We start from the raw sequence: 20,283 nt of genomic DNA on the forward strand, positions 1-20,283 counted from the left end.
TGAGGACGGGGGCGCGGTTCACGCCGCTCACGCTCAGCGTGAATGTCTGGGTATCGTAGGCGCCGCCGGCGTCATAGACCTGGAGCGCCACCGTGGTCTGGCCGAGGCTATTGGTCGTCGGCATCCATGATACCAGCCCGGTCGCCGCGTCGATCGTCATGCCGGCCGGTCCCTTCACCAGCACGAACGAGATGGGGTCACCGCTGGGATCGTAGGCGGTGGGCTTGTAGGTATAGGCCTGTCCCGCCGTCGCCGACATCACGGGATAGGTTATGAAGACCGGCGGGGCGTTGCCGATGAGGCCGCCGCTGACGCTTGGGTCGAAAGTGACGGGCCTGCGGTTGGGATCGGCGATCGTGACGGTCCTGCCGCTCGTCGAATGGCCGGCGAGCAGAATCCCATTGGCCGGCAGGTTGGAGCTGAGATCGATCAGCCAGGATCCGTCCGCCGCGCGCCCTGCGCTCCCGAGCGGTTCGCCATCGAAATGCTGCGTCGGCGTGAGCCGGAGCACGAGGGGCAGCACGAGATTGTGCGAGCTCTTGTTCGTAACGGTGACGTCGAACGAAATCGTACCTGTGTCGCGGTCGCTTCGGGCCAGCGAGAAGGCCACGTCGAGCACCGAGGTCACATCACTGACGGCCGTAAAGCCCGTTGCATAGCCCTCGGCGAGCGCCAGGCCCGCAGCGCTTTGCACGCTGGTCAGAACCTTGAGCTGGTAATGATCCGCATACAACGGCGCGAAGCTGAGCACGGCTGTCCGCGTCGTCTGATCGTAAGCGATTGCCTGAATCGGGATCAGTCCGGCGCCGTCGCCGCGGAGCTGGTAATTGTCGGGGTTGAGCACCGAGCGCGGGTCGCTTGCCGCACTGGCCAGCATGTCCTCGTCGAACGTCACCGAGACACTCGCGAACGGCAGCGAGACGAACGCGTCGGGCGGCGGATTCGAACTTGTCACGTGCGGCGCACGCACCGGGCCCAGAACATCCACCTGGTGCGACTGGCTCAGGAACACCCGCCCGTCGACGCTGGTCCTGACGATATCTCCGCGCGTCCCGCCCTTGGCGACGTCCACAACCTTCATTGTCGCGAGATCGACCATCGACAGCACGGAGCCGCCGGACGCCGATGCTTCGGTATGGGACACAAACAGCAGGCCATCGAACTTGGAGCCGGTCGCGCCGAACGCGATCGAGCCGACATCGTCGTTGAACGACAGCATCAGTTTCGGCTTGTTGCCGGTGAACTGGATCACCTGCCCCTGGTTGTGCGGCCAGGTGACCGCCCACAGCGTACCGTCGGGCGCGAAGGCAAGGCTGCCGACTCTGATGTCGCTGAAATGGCTGAAGGTCTTGGCCGTCGGGTCAAACACCTCGATGCCATTGCCCGACGAGACGTAGACCAGACCGGTGCCCGGCTGGATGGCGAGGCTTTGCGTCAGCGAGTCGCCGAACTGGTCGATCACGACGCCGGTCGTGGCATCGAGTTCGTAGAGCGGCCCGCCACCTGTGGCAGCCCAGATCACGTTGCGCCCGGTGTCGAGCACCATGTCGTAGATCGGCTGGGACAACGTCACCAGCGGCGCGCCGACCTGACCGCCTTCAGCGTTCAGCCTGAAGATCTGGTTGCGCGAGGCGCCGCCGCTGACTAGCACCGTGCCGTCGGGCATGACCAGGATGGCCATGGGCCCGATGCCTGCGCCGCTCGTTCCGACCCCGGTTGCGAAAGCCTGCGCCGTGAAGGGCGCGAGCACGGTGGAGAATTCGGAAGGACGTGTTTGCAGGACGGCAGACGGGATGCCCTGCTGAGCCTGCACGAATAGGGCGTTGGCCGAGGGCTGCGTGGACGGCGCCGGCGGCGTGCCGAGATCTGTGCTCGTCCCGGATACCGTCGGCGTCGCACCGAGATTGGCGGAGCTGTCGCTGTTCGGAACGGAGGCGCCGAGCGGGGCCTGCTCGCGATTACCGGCATTGTCGGTCGCCAGCGCGAGGAACTTGTAGGTGTGGCCAGCCTGACCATTGTAGACGCCTGAGGTCTGCGTGGTCTGCTTCAACCATGTGGTGTAATTGCCGCCGTCGACGGAGACGTAGACCGTGACGTTCTTGACGCCGCTGCCGGTCGCATCGTCCTTGGCGCTCCATTGCACCTGGTAGTCCGAGCCGCCCTGTGCCAGCGGCGCCGACGTCAGCGTGGTAACGGGCGCCTGGCTGTCGAGCGTGAAGGTCAGCTGCTGCGTGTCCATCGGCGCAGCCGTGTTGAAGATGACGCGCGCCTGCGCTATCAGCTGTGTCCCCGTAGCGAGCCCCGTCTTGGGGGTCGCCGTATAGCTGACGAAGCCGCGGCCATCGCCCTGCGCATCGTCGGGCGGCAGCAATCCCTTGGTCGGATCCTGGATCACCTCACCGGTGAGCGGATCGATCGCCTGCAACAACCAGGTCAACGTGTTGGACGACAGCTCGATGCCTGCGCTGACGCGCAGGATGTAGCCCTTGCTCTTGGTGAAGTCGAAATCGTTCTGGAACGAGCCCACGCTTCCGGGAACGTGGACCTTGATGTCACCGATCTGCAGGTCGCCCAGCCGGAACGAGCGCGGCTCGTAGTCCTGGTCAAGCTGCGTCACGATCCGAATTTCGCCGACCGTGGAGGAAGCGTGCGGTGCATTCTGGAACTGGATCGTATAAGGCTCGGCAACCCCAGCGGGAACGAACTGGTCGGTCCCATAGCCCAGCGGTCCGTTCAGGAACGCCTGACCGGTCCGGCCGCTGCCGTTGAAGAACGACGCAAAATTCGGCGGCTGGACGTTGAGGAAATTCTGGTTCTCGGGATGCGTCTGGTCGTTGGTATGCTGGGTCTCCGGGAAATCCCAGCTGTTGGCCCAGGGTACGTAGATGTAGTTCGCTTCGTAGTGAGTTGGCGAAGCCGCGTGCAGGTCGAAATCGCTGGCCGGCGGCGGATCGAAGCTAAAATAGGTGGTCGGCTCGTGCGGGCTGACCGTGTCGGTCTTGATGGTCTGATACGGCGTCGTCTTGGTCGGATCGTTGCCGTACCATTGCTGGACCTGGCTGAAGAACTGCAACAGGTTGCCGTTGGTAACGATCTGCTTGCCGGCCGGGCCGGCGAGGATACCAGCCGCCAAGGTCGCCTGCAGGCTGACGAGAACGGGGTTGTCGTGGATCTCGGGCGGCTGGTCGACCGGCCGCAGCAGGCCGGCCTGGGTCAGAGCGGTGAGATAGAGGTCGGTCCAGGAGGTCGCATCCGCGGCGAGGTTTTGCAGGGCCGACGATGCCGTCGGGTCCTTCAGGATGTTCGTGCGCAGAGTTTCGGCCAACTGCCGTTGCTGCGCCACATATTCACCGGGCGTCAGCGCCGTCGCGGAGCCCATGATGTTGAACGCGAACGCGGTGACACCGGGCTGCTCGCTCTGATTGCCCGGCGGCAGGCCGTTTGGATAAGTCTGCACCAGGAAGCTGAAAGTCGTGTTGGCACGCGTGGCAAGGTCGTACGCGTAGCCGGTGGTCAGCGACTGGCCGTTCGTGTCCGACATGGGCACGATGCTCGCCCACGGCACATCGGCAACATTCGGCGTTCCCGTGACGTTGGTGGTGACACCGAGATACGGTACCCCCTCATTCAGCGGCGTACCGGGGACGCCGTACTGGAATTGGACATAGGGAATATCGACATTGGTCTGGCTGGTCAGTGTGAAGCCGTAGAGGCCGCTCTGGCCGGCCCAGATGACGCGCGGTCCGCCGAGCGCGATGCTCACGTCGGCCGGTAGCGCCTCCTCGACGAGATAGCGGTAGGGCGCGATGGCGACCAGACCGTTCGGATTGATCACCTCGACGTCGTAGAGACCGTGCGGCGCATTGCGCAGATCGAACACCGCGATGATCCGCGTGGGATCCATGACCTTGTAGCTGACCGGCTCGTACTCGGCGAAGCCCGGCCGCACCAGCTTGACCACCGCCTGCGTATCGAACTGGGCGCCGGTAATCACCGTGGTGACATAGCGACTGTCGCCACCCTGGTCCTGCACGACGTCGGTGATGCCGAACGGCAGCACATGGGCGAGCAAAGTCACGCGCGAATTCGGGCCCGGCTCCGACTGGCCGTGCACGAGCACGTAATAGGTGCCGGCCGTGGTCGACGGAATGACGGCGATCTGGTTGGCTTGGACCGCGCCCTGATAGGCTGCGTCGTAGGTCGCCCCGGTCGGCAGCGCGCCGTAACGCAGGAACAGCGTGTTGGCAGCGGTCGAGTTTGCGGAGGTGAGGTCGACCTGCAAGCTCTGTCCCTGGGCCACCGTAACCTGGAACAGCCTGTCCTGGCCGGTGCTGAGCGTGGTGTCGAGCGCGACGCCGAGATGCAGCTCGGGCACCGTCACCTGCAAGGTGCTTGCCGAGGGCGTCGTATTGTTCTGCGTCGGCGCCTCGACGATATCGTCGAAGATGTCGGTCCGCACGATGATGCGGTAGGTTCCAGGCGTCGCCGGCGGCAATCGCGCATCCAGCGTCCCGGTGTATGATGCGCCAGGCAGCACGGAGCCGGTGAAATCGAAGAAGCCTATCGGTTTGTCGTTGATGTCCCAGGTGTTGTCGCTCGAGAGATAAGCGACGTCGCGCCACGCGCCGCTTGCGGCATTGACGCCGACATTCTTCACGGTCCAGGTGAGGTGAACGGGATCGCCGGACATCGCGCCGTTTGGGATCGTGACGGCATCGACCACCAGGTCGGACGGCGGCGGCTGATCGATCAGCAGCGGCGTCGCAGTCGGTTTCGCGTTGTTGCTTTCCTTGTCGGCCTCGAACACGACGCCAGTGACCGGCGAATTCGCCGTCGGCGGATCGGTCAGGACGAAGACGTACCAGGGGCCGGTGAGGTTTTTCGGCGCCTTGTATGTCAAGGTGTTCTGATAGCTCGCGCCCGCGGCCAGTCCGCCGGCGTGGGTCGCGGCGCCGAGATAGATATCGGCATCGCTGAGGAACTGGTCACGCGAGAGGTAGACGTAATCGTCCCATTTGCCCTGGCGATCCGGCGTCGGTCCGGCACCGGTGTTCGTCACCTGGTAGGTCACGGTGAACGACTGTCCCGTCAGAACATGGTCGATCTGAAGCGGATCGGGACCCTGCATAAGAAGCGACGTGACCTGCAGATCGGGCGGCGGCACCATCGACACCGGCATGAAGGCTGCGGTGATGTTGTTGCCTTCACCCTGGAATTCGGGGACGCTGCCCATCCCGTCGTTGTACATGAGGCCCGGCACGTCCAGCACGCCGGACGCGGTGCTGTCGGTGTAGACCAAAACATAATAATTGCCGCCGATGCCGTCCGGCAGCTGTGCGTTGACCGTCGTGGTGTAGCTCGCACCGGTTGCCAGAATTGTGCCGCGCGAGAACGAGCCAATCTCGATGTCATGAGCATCGAGCGATGGATCGAGCGACAGGAAGACGCGGTCGGTCCAGCGTCCTTCCCTGGTGTCGCGGTTGCCCAGATTGGTCACCGTGAAGGTGATCGGGATGATCTCGCTCGAGTGAGGTGTCGTGCTGGGCACGACGAGGTTGGTGACCTGAAGATCCGGTTCGCGGTAAATGACAGGTACGACGCCGGGGGTGCGATTGTTGCTGATGTCCTCGTAGCCGCGCGTCGCAAACGTGTCGCGCGCGCCGGTGTTGTCGCGCGTGCGCGCCGTCGTGTTACCATCGGCGTTCGCGATCACATAAACGTAGTAAGGCTGCGGATCCGCCGCCGTGCCGCCGATGCCCTTGGGCAGGAGGAATGTCGCCGTCTGCGTGTAGCTCGCGCCGTTTGCCAATGGCTGCGCATTGCTGTGCTGATAGTGTCCGATGAAGACGACCTGGCCGGGATCGAACGTCGCATAGCGAGAGAAGTAGACGTCGTCGGTCCAGTAGCGGGTGCCGGACCAAGCGTCCGCGCCGAAATTTTGCACTGTCCAGGTGACCGTCGTGGATTCACCGGAGTAATTGGTGGGCGGTGCTGTGACCGAAGTGACGCGGAGGTCCGCAACCGGCCGCGGCGCGACCCTGGTGTTGCCCACGTTGATGTTGTTGCCGCCGTATTGGCCTTCCCAGGTCGGTCCGACGTAATTGCCGCTCGCGGTGTAACCGCCGGTGTTGGCGACAACGATGACGTATTTGCCCGAAATCTCGGGTGCGAGCTTGAAGGTCGCCTGGTTGGTATAGCTTCCGTTCGAATTGACCGTGCCGTCATGCTCGACGGCGCCGAGGAACCACTGATTTCCAACGTCCTTGCCGGTGTTCGGCGGCACGAAGTCGGGCACGTCAGACAGATAGACCTGATCGAACAAAACGCCGCTTTCGGTCGCATTGGTGCCCTGGTTCTGGACCGTCCAGCTCACCGTGTAGTCTTCACCGCCCACACCCGTCGCCTGCGGCGCGACCGCCGTCACGACGAGGTCAGGCGGCGGCGTCAGCAGCACCGTGATCGGGCGCGCCTTGTAATTGTCGTTGTTGGAGCGGTTCGGATCGTCCGGATTGACGTTGATGTCCTGGGTGCTCTTGTGCACCACGTCGAACGCGTCCGACCAGGCCGTGATGTAGAATTCGCCGGAAATATGCTTGGGCAGCGTCACCGTCGCGGTCACGTCGTAACCGGTCGGCAATGTGATCACCGTGGGGTCGTTTCCGATCACGCCGTTGTGCGCGATGGTCGCAAGCAGTACGTCGCCTTTGGTCGTGTTCGGCCTTGTCTTGTCGCGCGTCAGCCAGATCTCGTCCGTCCAGTGATCCTGATCGGTGGCTTCGAGTCCAAGATTGTCGACGTGATACGACACCGTGATCGTCTGGCCGTCGAACGACTGGTTCGGCGCCTTCACGTTGCTGGTGACGAGGTCCGCCGGCGGCTCCGCGTTGATCGAGATCGGCTTGACGAAGGTGTTGTTGTTGCCGGCCGGGAATTCGCCAACGCCGTCATTCGCGTTGGTATCCACGATGATGTAGGCAGGACCGCCGAGCCGCTTCGGCACCAGCATGTTGCCGGTCGAGATCTTGTACTTCTCGCCCGGCGCCAGCGCGGAGAGATTGTCGAACGAGCCGATCAGGATGGCGCTGCCGTCGAGATGATCGACCAGCGAGATGTAGACGTTGTCCTTCCAATGTCCCTTGGCTTCGACGATGCCCTGATTGATGACCGTGAAGTCGATCGCGACGGTGCCGCCTGCGTTCGCCGTCGACGGCAGATTGTCGATCGAGAAAACCTGAAGGTCCGGATTGGGCGCGACGACCAGCGTGAGCGGGTTGGGATCCGCCAGCGTATTGTTGCCCGCCGCCGGCTCGTAGATCGGGAACAGGCCGGCATTGGTTTTGATCATCAGCTGAAAGACGCCGGCCACGTTGCCCGGCAGCTGGACGACCTCGGAACGCGTGTAGGAGAGCCCCGCGCCGAGCGGGCCGGTGAAGTCGAATGCGCCGAGGCCCAGGGTGCGGTGCTGGCCTCCGACCTCTTGGAGATAGATGCTGTCGTACCAGGTCCCGTCGGCGCGGCCTCTGCCGGCATTCTGCACGGTCCAGGTGATGTCGATCTTGTCGCCGGCCGTGGCTTGGCTAACCTGGGCCGTCGAGCCCGGCGTCGTTGCGACCACGGTGCCCGGCACGAGGTCAGGCGCCGGCGTCAGGTTGATGGTGACAGGACCCGACACGACCGCATTGTTATCGGTGTAGATGAATTCCGAGGGGCCACCGGTCTTCACCACGACGTAGAACGTGCCGTGCAGGCCGTCCGGGATCATCGCGGTGCCGGTTCGGGTGTAGCTGCCGCCGACCTCGAGCGCGCCAACGTGATCGAAGCTGCCGATATTTGCGACGATGTTCTTGCCCAGAGAATCCGTCGCCAGCGCGACGCTGTCGGACCATGCGGTGCGGTCGGTGGTGCCGATCGCGTGCGGCGACTGGTTGAAGACCGTCCAGGACACCGTCAACGGACGGCTGCTGTCCGCCGTCGGGGCGACGACAAGATTGGAGACGGCAAGGTCGGCAAAAGGCGCGGTGACCACATCGAACATATTCGATGCTTCCGCCGCGTTATTGGCCTCGACGCCGTTCTCAAAAACGGCATCGTTCGCATCGGTGCGCACGAACAGATGCGAATGGGTTTGGTATCGCGGCGGCAGCGTGATGGTCAGGCTCGACTGATAGGTCGCGCCTGCAGCCAGCGCGCCGATATGGTCGAGCCGGCCGATCACCGTCCCATGTGAGGGGTCGGTGTCGGAAGAAACGATGATATTGTCACTCCAGTTGCCGACCGTGGTTGCGGCTTGGCCTGCATTGGTAACGGTCCAGCCGATCGTGACCGTGGCGGGATCGCCGATGGTCAGGCTGGGCGCGGTGACAGCGGACGTTACGAGATCGGCGTAGGGCGCGAGCGCCGCAATGGCGGTGATCTTCGCGGAGTTGTTGCTTTCGGCGGTACTGGCGCCGTTCGTACCGGACGTGTTGGACTCGCCCACCTGGCTGTAGAAGTCGGTCGTGACCGTGATTTCGAGCTGCCCGGCGCCAGGAGAGCCCTGAGGCAAGGCAAAGGCGAACTGCTGAGCCCGCGAGCCGCCCGCCGCGATCGACCCGTTGCCCGCCGCCGCCGGGTCATAGAGGACATCGCCCAACACGACCACCTGGTTCGTCGTGACGTTGCGGACCGTCACGTGGGAATAGAACGAGCCGGTGACGGCGGCGTTGCCGGTGTTCTGTACGAACCAGTTCAGAGTCGCACCGTCGCCCGACCGCAGACCAATGGGCGGCGTCAAGGCAAGATTGGCGATTCCGAGATCCGGTGCGGGAGCGGCCAGCGACGTGACGGTCACGCTCGCGGTGTTGTTGCTCTCGGCCGTGTTGCTGCCGCCGCTGCCCGAATTGTTGAATTCGAACACCTGGTTGAAATTGTCGGTCGTGACCGTGAACTGGATCTGGCCGGTCCCGCGAGCACCGGTGGGAAGCGCGTAGCTGAGCTGGCGTGCGCGGACGCCGCCTGCCGCGATCGCGCCGTTCCCACTGGCCGATTCCGTATAGACGACCGGGATGGTGTCCAGCGTTTCGCCGGTGGACAGGTTCTTGATCGTGACATAGTCGTACCAGGAACCGCTGGTGGCAGCACTGCCGATGTTGCGATCGTCCCAGTGCAGCACGACACTTGCGCCGGACTGCAAGCCGGCCGGAGCTTCGATCGAAAGATTGGCCGCCGTGAGGTCGGCATAGGGGGCGACCGTCGACGTCACGGTCTTGCTGGCCGTGTTGTTCGTTTCCGCTGTGCCGGTTGCGTTGAACTCGGGCACGGCGTTGTTGCTGTCGGCAGTGACCGTAAACTGGATTTGCCCGACGCCGCGGACGCCATCCGGCAGCTTGCCGGTATACTGCCGCGTGCGCGACGACCCGCCGGCGATGGCGCCATTACCGGCCTGGGCCGGATCGTAAGGAATGTTGACGGTGGCCAACGTCTCGCCGGTCGTCAGATTCCTGATGACGATCACGTCGGTCCAGCCGGACCCGGTCGCCTTCGTGCCGGTATTGCTGTCGTCCCACCGAACCGTGAACGTCGCACCCGACGTCAAGCCGGCCGGATCCACGCTGATATTGGCGACCTGGAGGTCGGCATAAGGCGCGCTGGCCGCGGCAAAGGTCAGCGTGCCCGAATTGTTGCTCTCGGCAGAGCCGTCCGTACTATTCTCGACGACCACGTTGCCGCTGTCGGCCGTCACCGTGACCTTGATCTGGCCGACGCCCCGCAATCCGTCCGGCAATTGGTAGCCGACCTGCCGGGCCCGCGACCCGCCTGCCTCGATATTGCCATTGCCCGCTACGGCAGGGTCGTACGGCACCAGCAGGGTTGCCAAAATTTCTCCGGTCGTCGCGTTTTCGATGACGACCTTGTCCGTCCACCCGACGGGTGTTGCGCGCGTGCTGGTGTTGAGGTCATTCCACTTGATCGTTACCGAGCTGCCCGACGTGACGCCGCTGGTGGGGTCGATGCCGAGATTGCCCACGGTGAGATCCGGATAGGTGGCGATCGACGACGCGACCGTGGCAACGGCGCTGTTGTTGGTCTCAGCCGTACCGCCGCTATTGTACTCGAAGACGCTGTTGCTGCCGCCGTCGGCGGTAACGGTCACCTCGATGTTGCCGACACCGGCCGCGCCGTCCGGCAACAGGAACGCCATCTGGCGCGCGCGCTGTCCGCCTGCTTCGATGTTGCCGTTGCCCGGGGCGCTCGGATCGTAGGGAACGATCTGGCTGATCAGGATCTGGCCGTTCGAGGTGTTGCGGACAACCACGCGGTCTTGCCAGGTGCCGGACGTAGCACCGTTGCCGACGTTGACGTCGTTCCATTTGACGATGACCAAATCGCCCGACTGAACGCTGGCGCCGGCGTTGCCGGTGTAAAGCGAGAATGCCAGATCGTCGGCATAGCCATCGTTGTAGCTGCCGCCGTCCCGCGTCATCGTCAGGGTGATGATCACCTTGCGGGAGCCGACCGGAACGAGATCCGTGGTCGTGCGCGCCAGCAGGCCGGTCGCGTTGGCGCGTTCGGCCGCCGTGACGGGCCCGATCGTCGCGCTGCCCAGCACCGTGCCGTCGGCACCCACGAATTGCGCCGTCAGGGACGCGGCGTCTGCCTGGCTGCTCCAGCCGCCGAGATATCCGCCCAAGGCGAAGTGAGCGGCTCCGGCATCGATGGTCGTGCCGGCCGAGGACAGGTCGACGGTCTGGGACAGCTTCGACAGCGCATTGTTCTGCCCACCGGCGAACAGATTCGAGCCTCGGTCGGCGGGCCCAGGATCGGTGACGGCAGGCGCATTTGCACCATAGGGCAGCAGATCCGGCGAGCCAGTAATTGTCCATCCAGTGAATGGACTGCCCGCAGTTCCGGTTTCCGCATTCCCGTTCACGATCAGATTGTGATTGAACAGGTTCGAGACGCCGGCGGGTGGCTGCAGCGACACGCCGCTCAGCGTCAACCCGTTCACTTGCAGATCCGGATAGGGCGCGATCGTCGAGGCCAGCGTCACGCTTGCCGTATTGTTGGTGCCGGCGGAATCGGATTCGACGACGGAGCGCTGGTAATTCACGGTGGCGGTGATCTGGATCTGGCCGACGCCCGCCGCGCCATCCGGCAGCTTGAAGCTGAACTGGCGCTGGCGCGAGGCGCCACCCGCGATTGCACCGTTGCCGGCGGCGCTCGGGTCGTAAGGCACCGTCGTGCTGTAAAGCGTCTGCCCCGTCGTGATGTTCTTCACCACGATCAGATCGTTGAAAGCGCCTGACGTCGCGAGATTGCCGACATTGGTGACGGTCCATTGCGCGAGAACCGTTCCGCCGGATTGCAGGCTCGTCGCCGGCGTCAGGGTCAGATTGCCGATCTGGAGATCGCGCGTATCGTTGTCGCGATTGACGACGGTGACGTCAGGCAGCTTGAGCTGGTTGTAATTCGAATCCGTGCTGCTCGCGGTACCCTGGATCTTGTAGGTGACATCGCCGTCGATGAGTTGATCGTCCACGCCCTTAATGGTGACGGTCTGCGCCACGTTCCAGTTTTGCGCCGTGAAGGTCAGCGTGAGCGGCGTGACCGAGCCTTCCGACGGCGCGCTCGACGACAGGCTGACGATGACATTGGCGGTCGGCTGGCTGTTCAGCACGACCGCATAAGACGCCTGTCCGCCAGTCTCGGTCGTCTCGATGCCGGTGGTGGGGGTCACCGTGAAGCCGGCGTGATCGTTGTCGCGATTGACGACCGTTACGTCGCTGGGATCGAAGCCGTTGTAACTGGCGTCGGTCGACACGGCCTTCTTGAGGACGATGTGGTAGACGATGTCTCCGTCCTGAACGTTGTCGTTGACGCCGGTCACCGTCACGATTTGCGGCGTGTTCCAATTCTGCGGCGTGAAGTGCAGCGTCCTGATCGAAGGCGTGCCCTCCGCTGCGTTGTCGGTATCGAGGTCGATGAAGACGTCGGCGCTCGGCCGGCCGTCGAGAACGACCGAGAAGCTGGTCGTACCTCCGGCTTCCGTGGTCTCCAGTCCGGATGTCGGAACCACCGTGATGCCGATGACCTGGCTGATCAGGGTAAGATCGGTCGCACTGTAATTGGCGGTCAGTCCCGCCGGCAGGCCGTTGATCGTTCCGAACGTGTTGAGATGTGAACCGAACGTCTCGATTTCGAAGCTTTGGCCCGAAGTCGGCTGGAAGCTGTTGATGAGGCTGACATTCAAGGTGCCGGCGAGCGTCGCGGTGCCGTCGACGACGAGCTGATCGAATTGCGATCCCGCCGAAATGCCGCCGACTTCGATGTTGAGGGCGCCCGTGGCGGTCTGCGAATAGTTGCCCGTGACGACCAGGGATCCAGCCGCAGCAGTTCCGGCAACGTTGATTTGAGCGGCATTGATGAGATCCGCGGCGACGACGCCGCTTCCGGTGAACGTGCCGCCCTGAATGCTCACCGAAGGCTTGCGCGCGGTGACCCAGGCCGGCGCAGCACCGGCGATCGTGCCATTGTTGCCGGCGCTGGACGAATCCCGCGCCACGGTCCCGCTGCCTTCGTTGAGTTTCCAATAGCCGATCAATCCTGCCTCGGCGCCGCTCAGCGGCTGCGCCGTCGCCAGGATCTGCGCCTGCGTCAGCGCGACATTCCAGAGACTCACTTCCGCGAGCCGGCCCGACCAGGGATTGCCGAGACGCTCGAAATTGAAGTCGTCGCCGATGGTCAGGGCGTGGTTGTCATAGCCGATCGTGGCGGTCGCCGTGCTGGAGACCACCAGCGATCCGTCAAGATAGAGCTTGAGGCCGGCCTGATCGTAGGTGAAGGCGACGCGATACCAGGTGTTCTGCGCCGGCGTCCAATTGTAGGCGATCGAAACGCCAGTTGACGCGTTCCCGACAGCGGCCCGCAAAGCTCCGCTCTCGTACCAGACGACGTAGGAATCCTGGACGCCGCTTCCGACTGTCTTGCCCAGAACGTGGCGGACGTTGGACGTAAAATTGTCGCCCGCATTGATCCAGGCTTCAATCGTCAATGCGCTGGTCGGATGCAGCGTCGCATTGTCGGCGATCTGGATGTTGTTATCCACGCCGTTGAAGATCGGCGACGTCGTCATCGGCGGCGCCGCGTGGGTCGAGACCTGAATCGGCTGGAAGCCTGCCGATCCTCCCAACAGCGCGTCGTTGTGGTTGGACGTCGCGTCGCGGGCCACGATACCCGTTCCGTCGTCCAGTCGCCAATTGCCCGCCAGGCCGGTCTCGTTGCCCACGAGCGTGGTATTCATGTCGGCCTGGATCTCGGCGACACTGCGCGCGACGTTCCAGAGCCGGGCATCGCGGACCTTGCCTGCCCACAGGCCGGTCAGCTGATTGAAATCATAATCGCCGCCGATGACCAGCGGATGGCTGTCATAGTCGAGCGCTGCGACCGAGGCGTTGGAAGCGACCTGCGTGCCATCCACGTAGAGCTTCAATCCGGTGGCATCATAGCTGAAGGCGATGTGGTGCCAGCTGTTGGCCGCCGGGCTCCAGTTATAATCGACCTGCGATCCGCTGGATGCGTTGCCGGCACCGGCATGAAGCTGACCGCCCGAATACCAGATGGCGTAGGAATCATTGACTCCGGAACCGACCGCCTTGCCCATGAGCACGCGGGAGCCGGAGCCGAAATTAGATCCCAACGTCGCCCAGACCTCCATGGTCAAGGCATTGGTCGGACGCAGCGCAGACGCATCTGCGATCTGCACGTTGTCGCTGACGCCGTCGAAGGACAGCGCCTGATCGGACGTCCAGGCCGGCTGGCTCGTGATGACGCTTCCGAGATATCCGGTGTTGCCGTGTCCCGTGACATCGCTGACGGTCGGTCCCACGCTCTCGAAATTCCAGAGCGCATTGAGGCCACTTTCGCTGCCGGTGAGGCGGCGATACATGTCGGTCCGAAGTGCCTCGGCCGGGCGCGCGACGTTCCAGACGCTGACATCGTCGATGCTGCCTTGAAACGAATTGTCCCATCCGGGCGCCTGCCCGATCCGGAAGGGGCCGGTGGTGTCGCGTATCCCGCTGGGATCGTAGGTCCTCTCGCCGGCGAGCACACCATTGACGTAGAGCCGCATGAAATTGCCGGACGTGCTGATCACGGCGTCGAAATGGTACCATTGCCCGGCCTTGATGAGGCCGGCCACCGTCGTGACTTCGAGTTGCCCGACTCCGACGCGGCTTTGCGGCGTCGATGCGAAATCGAGATAGCCAGAGGAATTAAGCCAGAGCGCGAATTCACGATTGGAATGGTCGCCGGTCGTGTCCGGACCATCGCCTTTGAAGAAGATGTTCTGCCAGGTTCGCGGGAAGCCGTCCGCCTTGAACCAGCCGCTGACGGTCAGGTCGCCGGATGAGTGCAAGGTCGGACTGTCGCCCATCTCGACGAAATCGTTGCCGTCGAAATGCAGCGCGTAGCCCAACGGCCGCGTATCCCCGAGCACACCCCCCTGCAGATCGACGCTGCCGCCCGATTGGGTGAACTGGCCGCTCAGGCCGAACACGCTTCCGCTGCCGATCGTCAGCGAGCCGGCGTTGGCGAAATCCCCGATCGTGGTGAAGCTGTAGCCCCTGGCGATCTTCAGGCTGGCGCCGGCCGCATTCGTGGTCAGGCCGGCCAGCGCGCCGGATGAGCCGTTATCGCGGTAGAAATTCGAACTGGCGCCGTCGATGAGGATCGTCGCAGCATTGATGGCGATGGACTGCGGCAGCATCAGCCGCAAGGTTGCGCCGTTCAACACCTGCCACGTGCCGCCCGTCAGCGTGCCATTGGCGAAATTGGTGACCACGGCAGGGAGGATGCTGATCCCCTGCCCCGCTACGTTGGACGTGATGGTTCCGCTATTGGTGAGCCTGCTGGTGCCGCCGCTCTCCCACTGCTCGCCGATCGTGGCATAGCCGCCAACGACCTTGAAGGTGTTCGCCAGCGTCAGCGTGGTGTTTCCTTCGATGGTCAGGCGGCGCGTAGAGCCGGTGGTGCCTTCGAACGAGATCGTGCCGTTGCCGCCGAAGGTCTGGGTGTCGAGCGCCCGAACCATCGTAAACGACCCGATGAGATGAATCGTACCGTTCAGCGTCAGACCGCCGGAGACACGAAGGCGCGAGCTGTTGCCCGAAACCGTAATGTCACCATTGAGTGTGACGCCACCGGTGAAGGTGCCCCCGACATTGTCGAGCGACAGCAACAAAGCGGCGCCATCGGAGAAAGCGACCGTGCCGGCATTGATCGTCCCCAGGAAATTCCAGGAGCCGGTCGTGGCGGTCAGCGCCAGGGTCGCGCCAGTGTTATTCAGCGTGCCGGTCAGGTTGACCGTCCCGCCGGTACGGTTGATGATTCCGATCGCCGCTGTTGCGAACGTGCCGCCGAGGTTCAGCGTCGAATTGACGAGGTTGACGGCCCCGCTGTTGCTCCAGGTGCCGCCGAAGGTCAGGGTCGAGTCCGTCGCGGAGGCCGTGCCGTTCGCCGCGATGACGATGTTGTTGCCGGTGGCGGTGCCGCCATTGGTTGCTTGGAACATGCCGGCATTGGTGAAGACGTTGTTGACGCCGACGGTCAGGCCCTGCGAGGCGACATTGGCATTGATCAGACCTCTGTTGACGAGGTTATTGGTGCCGCCGCTCTCCCACTGCTCGCCGATCGTGGCATAGCCGCCGACCACCTTGAAGGTGCTGGCCAGGGTCAGCGTCGTCGTGCCCTCGATGGTGAGGCGCCGGGTCGAACCGGTGGTGCCTTCGAACGAGATGGTGCCGTTGCCGCCGAAGGTCTGGGTGTCCATTGCCCGGACCATCGCAAACGACCCGTTGACGTGGATCGTCCCGTTCAGGGTGAGGCCGCCGGACACGCGAAGCCGCGCGCTGTTTCCCGAGACGGTGATGTCGCCGTTCAGGGTGACGCCACCGGCGAAGGTGCCGCCGATATTGTCCAGCGACAGCAGGAGCGCGGCGCCATCAGCGAAAGCGACCGTGCCCCCGTTCACGGTACCAAAGAAATTCCACGAGCCCGTTGTCGCGTTCAGCGTCAGGGTCGCGCCGGTATTGTTCAGCGTGCCGGTGAGGTTGACCACGCCGCCGGTCCGATTGACGGTTCCGAGGCCGGCCGTCGTAAAAGCGCCACCGAGGTTGAGGGTCGAATTGGCGACGTTGATGGCGCCGCTGTTGCTCCAGTTGCCGCCCAGGGTCAGGGTCGAATCGGTCGCAGATGCGATGCCCGCGCTTGTGATCGCGATGTTGTTGGCAACGGCAGTGCCGCCGTTCGTGGACCGGAATATGCCTGCATTGGTGAAAATGCCGTTAGGCCCGACGGTCAGGCTCTGCGAGGCCGCGTTGGCATCGATCAGGCCTCTGTTGACGAGGTTGTTGGTGCCGCCGCTCTCCCACTGCTCGCCGACAGTGGCATAGCCGCCGACTACCTTGAACGTGCTGGCAAGGGTCAACGTCGTCGTGCCCTCGATGGTCAGGCGACGGGTCGAGCCGGTGGTGCCTTCGAACGAAATGGTGCCGTTGCCGCCGAAGGTCTGGGTGTCGAGCGCCCGAACCATCGCGAACGACCCAGTGACGTGGATGGTGCTGTTCAGCGTCAGGCCGCCGGACACGCGGAGTCGGGCACTGCTTCCGGAGACCGTCATGTCGCTATTGAGGATGACGCCGCCAGTGAAGGTGCCGCCGATATTGTCGAGCGACAGCAGCAGAGCGGCGCCATCCGCGAAAGCGACGGTGCCGCCGTTGACCGCGCCGAAGAAATTCCACGAGCCCGTCGTCGCATTGAGCGTTAGCGTCGACCCGGTATTGTTGAGCGTTCCCGTCAGATTGATCACGCCGCCGGCGCGGCTAAAGGTTCCGAGGCTGGCGGTGCTGAACGTACCGCCCAGGTTGACGGTGCTGGCGGAATTGCTGTCGAGATGCAGTGTACCGCTATTGGTCCAGGTATTGGCGAGCGACAGGACACCGCCTCCGACAGCTTCCATCGTGCCGGCATTGGTGAAGGCGGTGTTCAGGGCGACAGTGAGGGTTTGACCGGCAATGTTTGCGGAGATGAGACCGTTGTTGACGAGCGCGTTGGCGCCGCTGGTCTCCCATTGCTCGCCGAACGTGGCGTAGCCGCCGACCACCTTGAACGTGTTGGCCAGAGTGAGGGTCGAGGCGCCCTCGACCGTCAGCCGGCGTGTGGACCCCGACGTGCCTTCGAACGAGATCGTACCGTTGCCGCCGAAGGTCTGGGTATTGAGTGCGCGCACCATCGCAAACGAGCCGGTGACGTGGACCGTCCCGTTCAATGTCAGACCACCTGACACGCGAAGCCGGGCGCTGTTTCCGGAAACGGTCATGTCTCCGTTGAGGGTGACGCCGCCGGTGAAGGTGCCGGCCACATTGTCGAGCGAGAGCAGCAAGGCCGCGCCGTCCGCGAAAACGACGGTTCCGCCATTGACCGTACCGAGGAAATTCCACGATCCGGTCGTCGCGTTCAATGTCAGCGTCGCGCCGGCGTTGTTCAGCGTCCCCATCAGATTGATCACGCCGCCGGCGCGGCTAAAGGTTCCGAGGCTGGCGGTGCTGAACGTACCGCCCAGGTTGACGGTGCTGGCGGAATTACCGTCAAGGTGCAGCGTCCCGCTATTGGTCCAGGCATTGGCGAGCGACAGGACACCGCCCCCAACAGCCTCCATTGTGCCGGTATTGGTGAAGGTGGTGGTCAGGGCAACAGTGAGGGTCTGACCGGCGATACTCGCGGAGATCAGACCGTTGTTGACGAGCGCGTTGGCGCCTCCGGTCTCCCATTGCTCGCCAAGGGTGGCATAGCCCCCGATTATCTTGAACGTGTTGGCCAGGGTAAGGGTCGAAGCGCCTTCGACCGTCAGCCGGCGGGCGGAACCCGACGTGCCCTCGAACGAGATCGTTCCGTTGCCGCCGAAGGTCTGGGTATTGAGTGCGCGCACCATCGCAAACGAGCCGATGACGTGGATCGTCCCGTTCAATGTCAGACCGCCCGATACGCGAAGCCGGGCGCTGTTTCCGGAAATGGTCATGTCTCCGTTGAGGGACACGCCACTGGTGAATGTGCCCGTCGCACTGTCGGAAGCCAGCAGCAGCGCAGCACCGTCGGCAAAGCTGACGCTGCCGCCGCTGATCACACCCAGGAAATTCCAGGCCCCCGTAGCGGCGTTCAGCGTAAGCGCGGCGCCGGCGTTGTTGAGAGTCCCGACGAGATTGACGACGCCGCCGCTCCGGTTGAACGTGCCGATTCCGCCGGTCGCATTGAACGTACCGCCCAGATTGACGGTGCTCGCCGCGCTAGCGTCGAGATGAACGGTCCCGGTATTGGTCCACGAGGCGGGCGTGATCGTCAGGACACCGCCGGAAACTGCCTCGACCGTGCCGGCGTTCGAGAAGTTGATGTAGGACAGCAGCGTCAACGTCTGGCCGGCAGTGGACGACGATATCAGGCCGTTGTTGACAAGATTCTTGGTACCACCGTTTTCCCAGTAGTCGCCGATCGAGCTGTAGCCGCCGACCACCTTGAAGGCTGACCCCAAGGTCAGCGTCGACGTACCTTCGATGGTGAGACGGCGGATCGAGCCGGTGGTTCCCTCGAACGAAACCGTGCCGTTGCCGGCAAAGGTCTGGTCTCCGAGCGACCGGACCTGCGTGCTCGCGCCGGCGACGTGCATCGTGCCATTGAGGGTCAGTCCGTTGCTGACACGCAGCACGGCATTTGTGCCGGTGACCATGACATCGCCGTTCACGGTGACGCCGACCAGGTTTCCGACTGCGTTGTCGGCACTCACGGCGATCACCGCGCCGTTGGTCGCAGTCATCGTCCCGCCCTGGATCGTACCGCCCGCCAATGTGACGTTGCGGGACATATCGATTGTCCCGGCTTGCAGCGTCGCACCGCTCGAGATGGTGATCGGGCGAGCCGTGCTGAGGCTCGCAATCTTCACGACGCCTGGGGCCGAACCGATGGTGATCGCGGGATCTCCGGCCGCCGCTGCGATGCTCACGGAATCCGCGGTGCCGGGGACGACGCCGCCGCTCCAATTGCGCGCATCGCTCCAAGACGTGCCGTCACCGCTGCCTGTCCACTGCACCGTAGCCAGCAGATGATCATAGGAGGCGAGTGCCGCGTCCGACGCGGGCAGCGTCGCTTCGATGGGTCCGGTGCTGGTCTCCAGGGTCCAATTGCCGCCCTGCTGCGTTCCCCCTGTATCGTCGGTCGAGGCCGCAACGTTGGCGCCGGTGAGTTCGGAGAAGCGGCTGATAAAGGCCGAACCGTCGTCACCGGCGCCGATATCGCATCCGTACAGCAGAAGGTCCGCACCAGGCTGCAGCGCCAGACGCCAACTCGAGAGTTCGTCCGCGTGCTCGTTCAGACCGGCGAGATCGAGCTGTGTTGCACCCAGGCCGACGCTGGCTTCGAATCCATGGGAAAAGATGTGGATCGCCGTAACACCGGTACGTCCGGCAAGCGTGTCGGTGATCTGTGCGATCTCGGACTTCGTGGAGTCGAGCACCACGATATCGGTGTTGGCCGCATCTGGACCGTTCGAGACAGCCTCGATGATCTGGTCGTAGTCAGGCAGCGCAGAATCGATGAACACGATCGGCTTCGAATCGGCGATCGCGAAGCCCGGTCCTTCGGGGGCGTGGCCCGTCTCGAATTGAGCGACAGCATCAGGCTGGCTGGAGCCGGATGTAGGAGGAGGCACTTCGCCGGACGTCGGACTGGCCACCATGCCGAAGCCGGGGCCTTCAGGGACGTGGCTGGCCGCAGGCGCGACCTGGCCGGGATAATCCGTCGAATTGGTCGCGGTCTCGCTGCTCGGAAGCCGGAATTGATAGCTTCCGACGGCATCGCCGGTCCCCTCGACGCGCAGAGTGAAGCTTGCTGCAACGATGTCGCTTCCCGTCGGAGTGGCCTGAGGATTGAAGACCTGCGCGGCAGGTACATCCGGCAACACCCTCACATCGGCTGCAGGTGCATAAAGAGGCGCGACCGGCGGCAACGACAGCAGGCTGCTGTCAGGCGTCTCAGGCGTGTGCACTGCTGCCGTCGGCGCGAGATCCGCCGAGAGCATTACACGCGGCTCGATCGTCTCGAACAAGAAGCGGCGCGATGCGCTCGCCATCAGCTCGTTCTTGCGCTGCTTGCTGGGCTTCTTGGGCGCCGATGCTCCGACGAGTACGCATCGTACTCGCGAGATCAGATTTTGATGCGATTTGCCGGGCGCAAATTTCGACCGATAACGTTTCTCAAAAA

Annotated in this window: 1 protein-coding gene (only partly in view); it reads right to left on the reverse strand. The window is 63.7% G+C overall.

The features are described from left to right. Positions 1 to 20,152 carry the start of a tandem-95 repeat protein gene (locus JQ580_RS20535; RefSeq protein WP_212282032.1) on the reverse strand. The gene continues 21,035 nt to the left of window position 1, outside the view, so the window shows 20,152 of its 41,187 coding nt (coding positions 1-20,152); the start codon lies at positions 20,150 to 20,152; its stop codon lies beyond the left edge, outside the window. Between the last annotated feature and the right edge of the window lie 131 nt (positions 20,153 to 20,283).

It is taken from the genome of Bradyrhizobium sp. SZCCT0148 (assembly GCF_018129985.1).
Taxonomy (GTDB): Bacteria; Pseudomonadota; Alphaproteobacteria; order Rhizobiales; family Xanthobacteraceae; genus Bradyrhizobium; species Bradyrhizobium japonicum_H.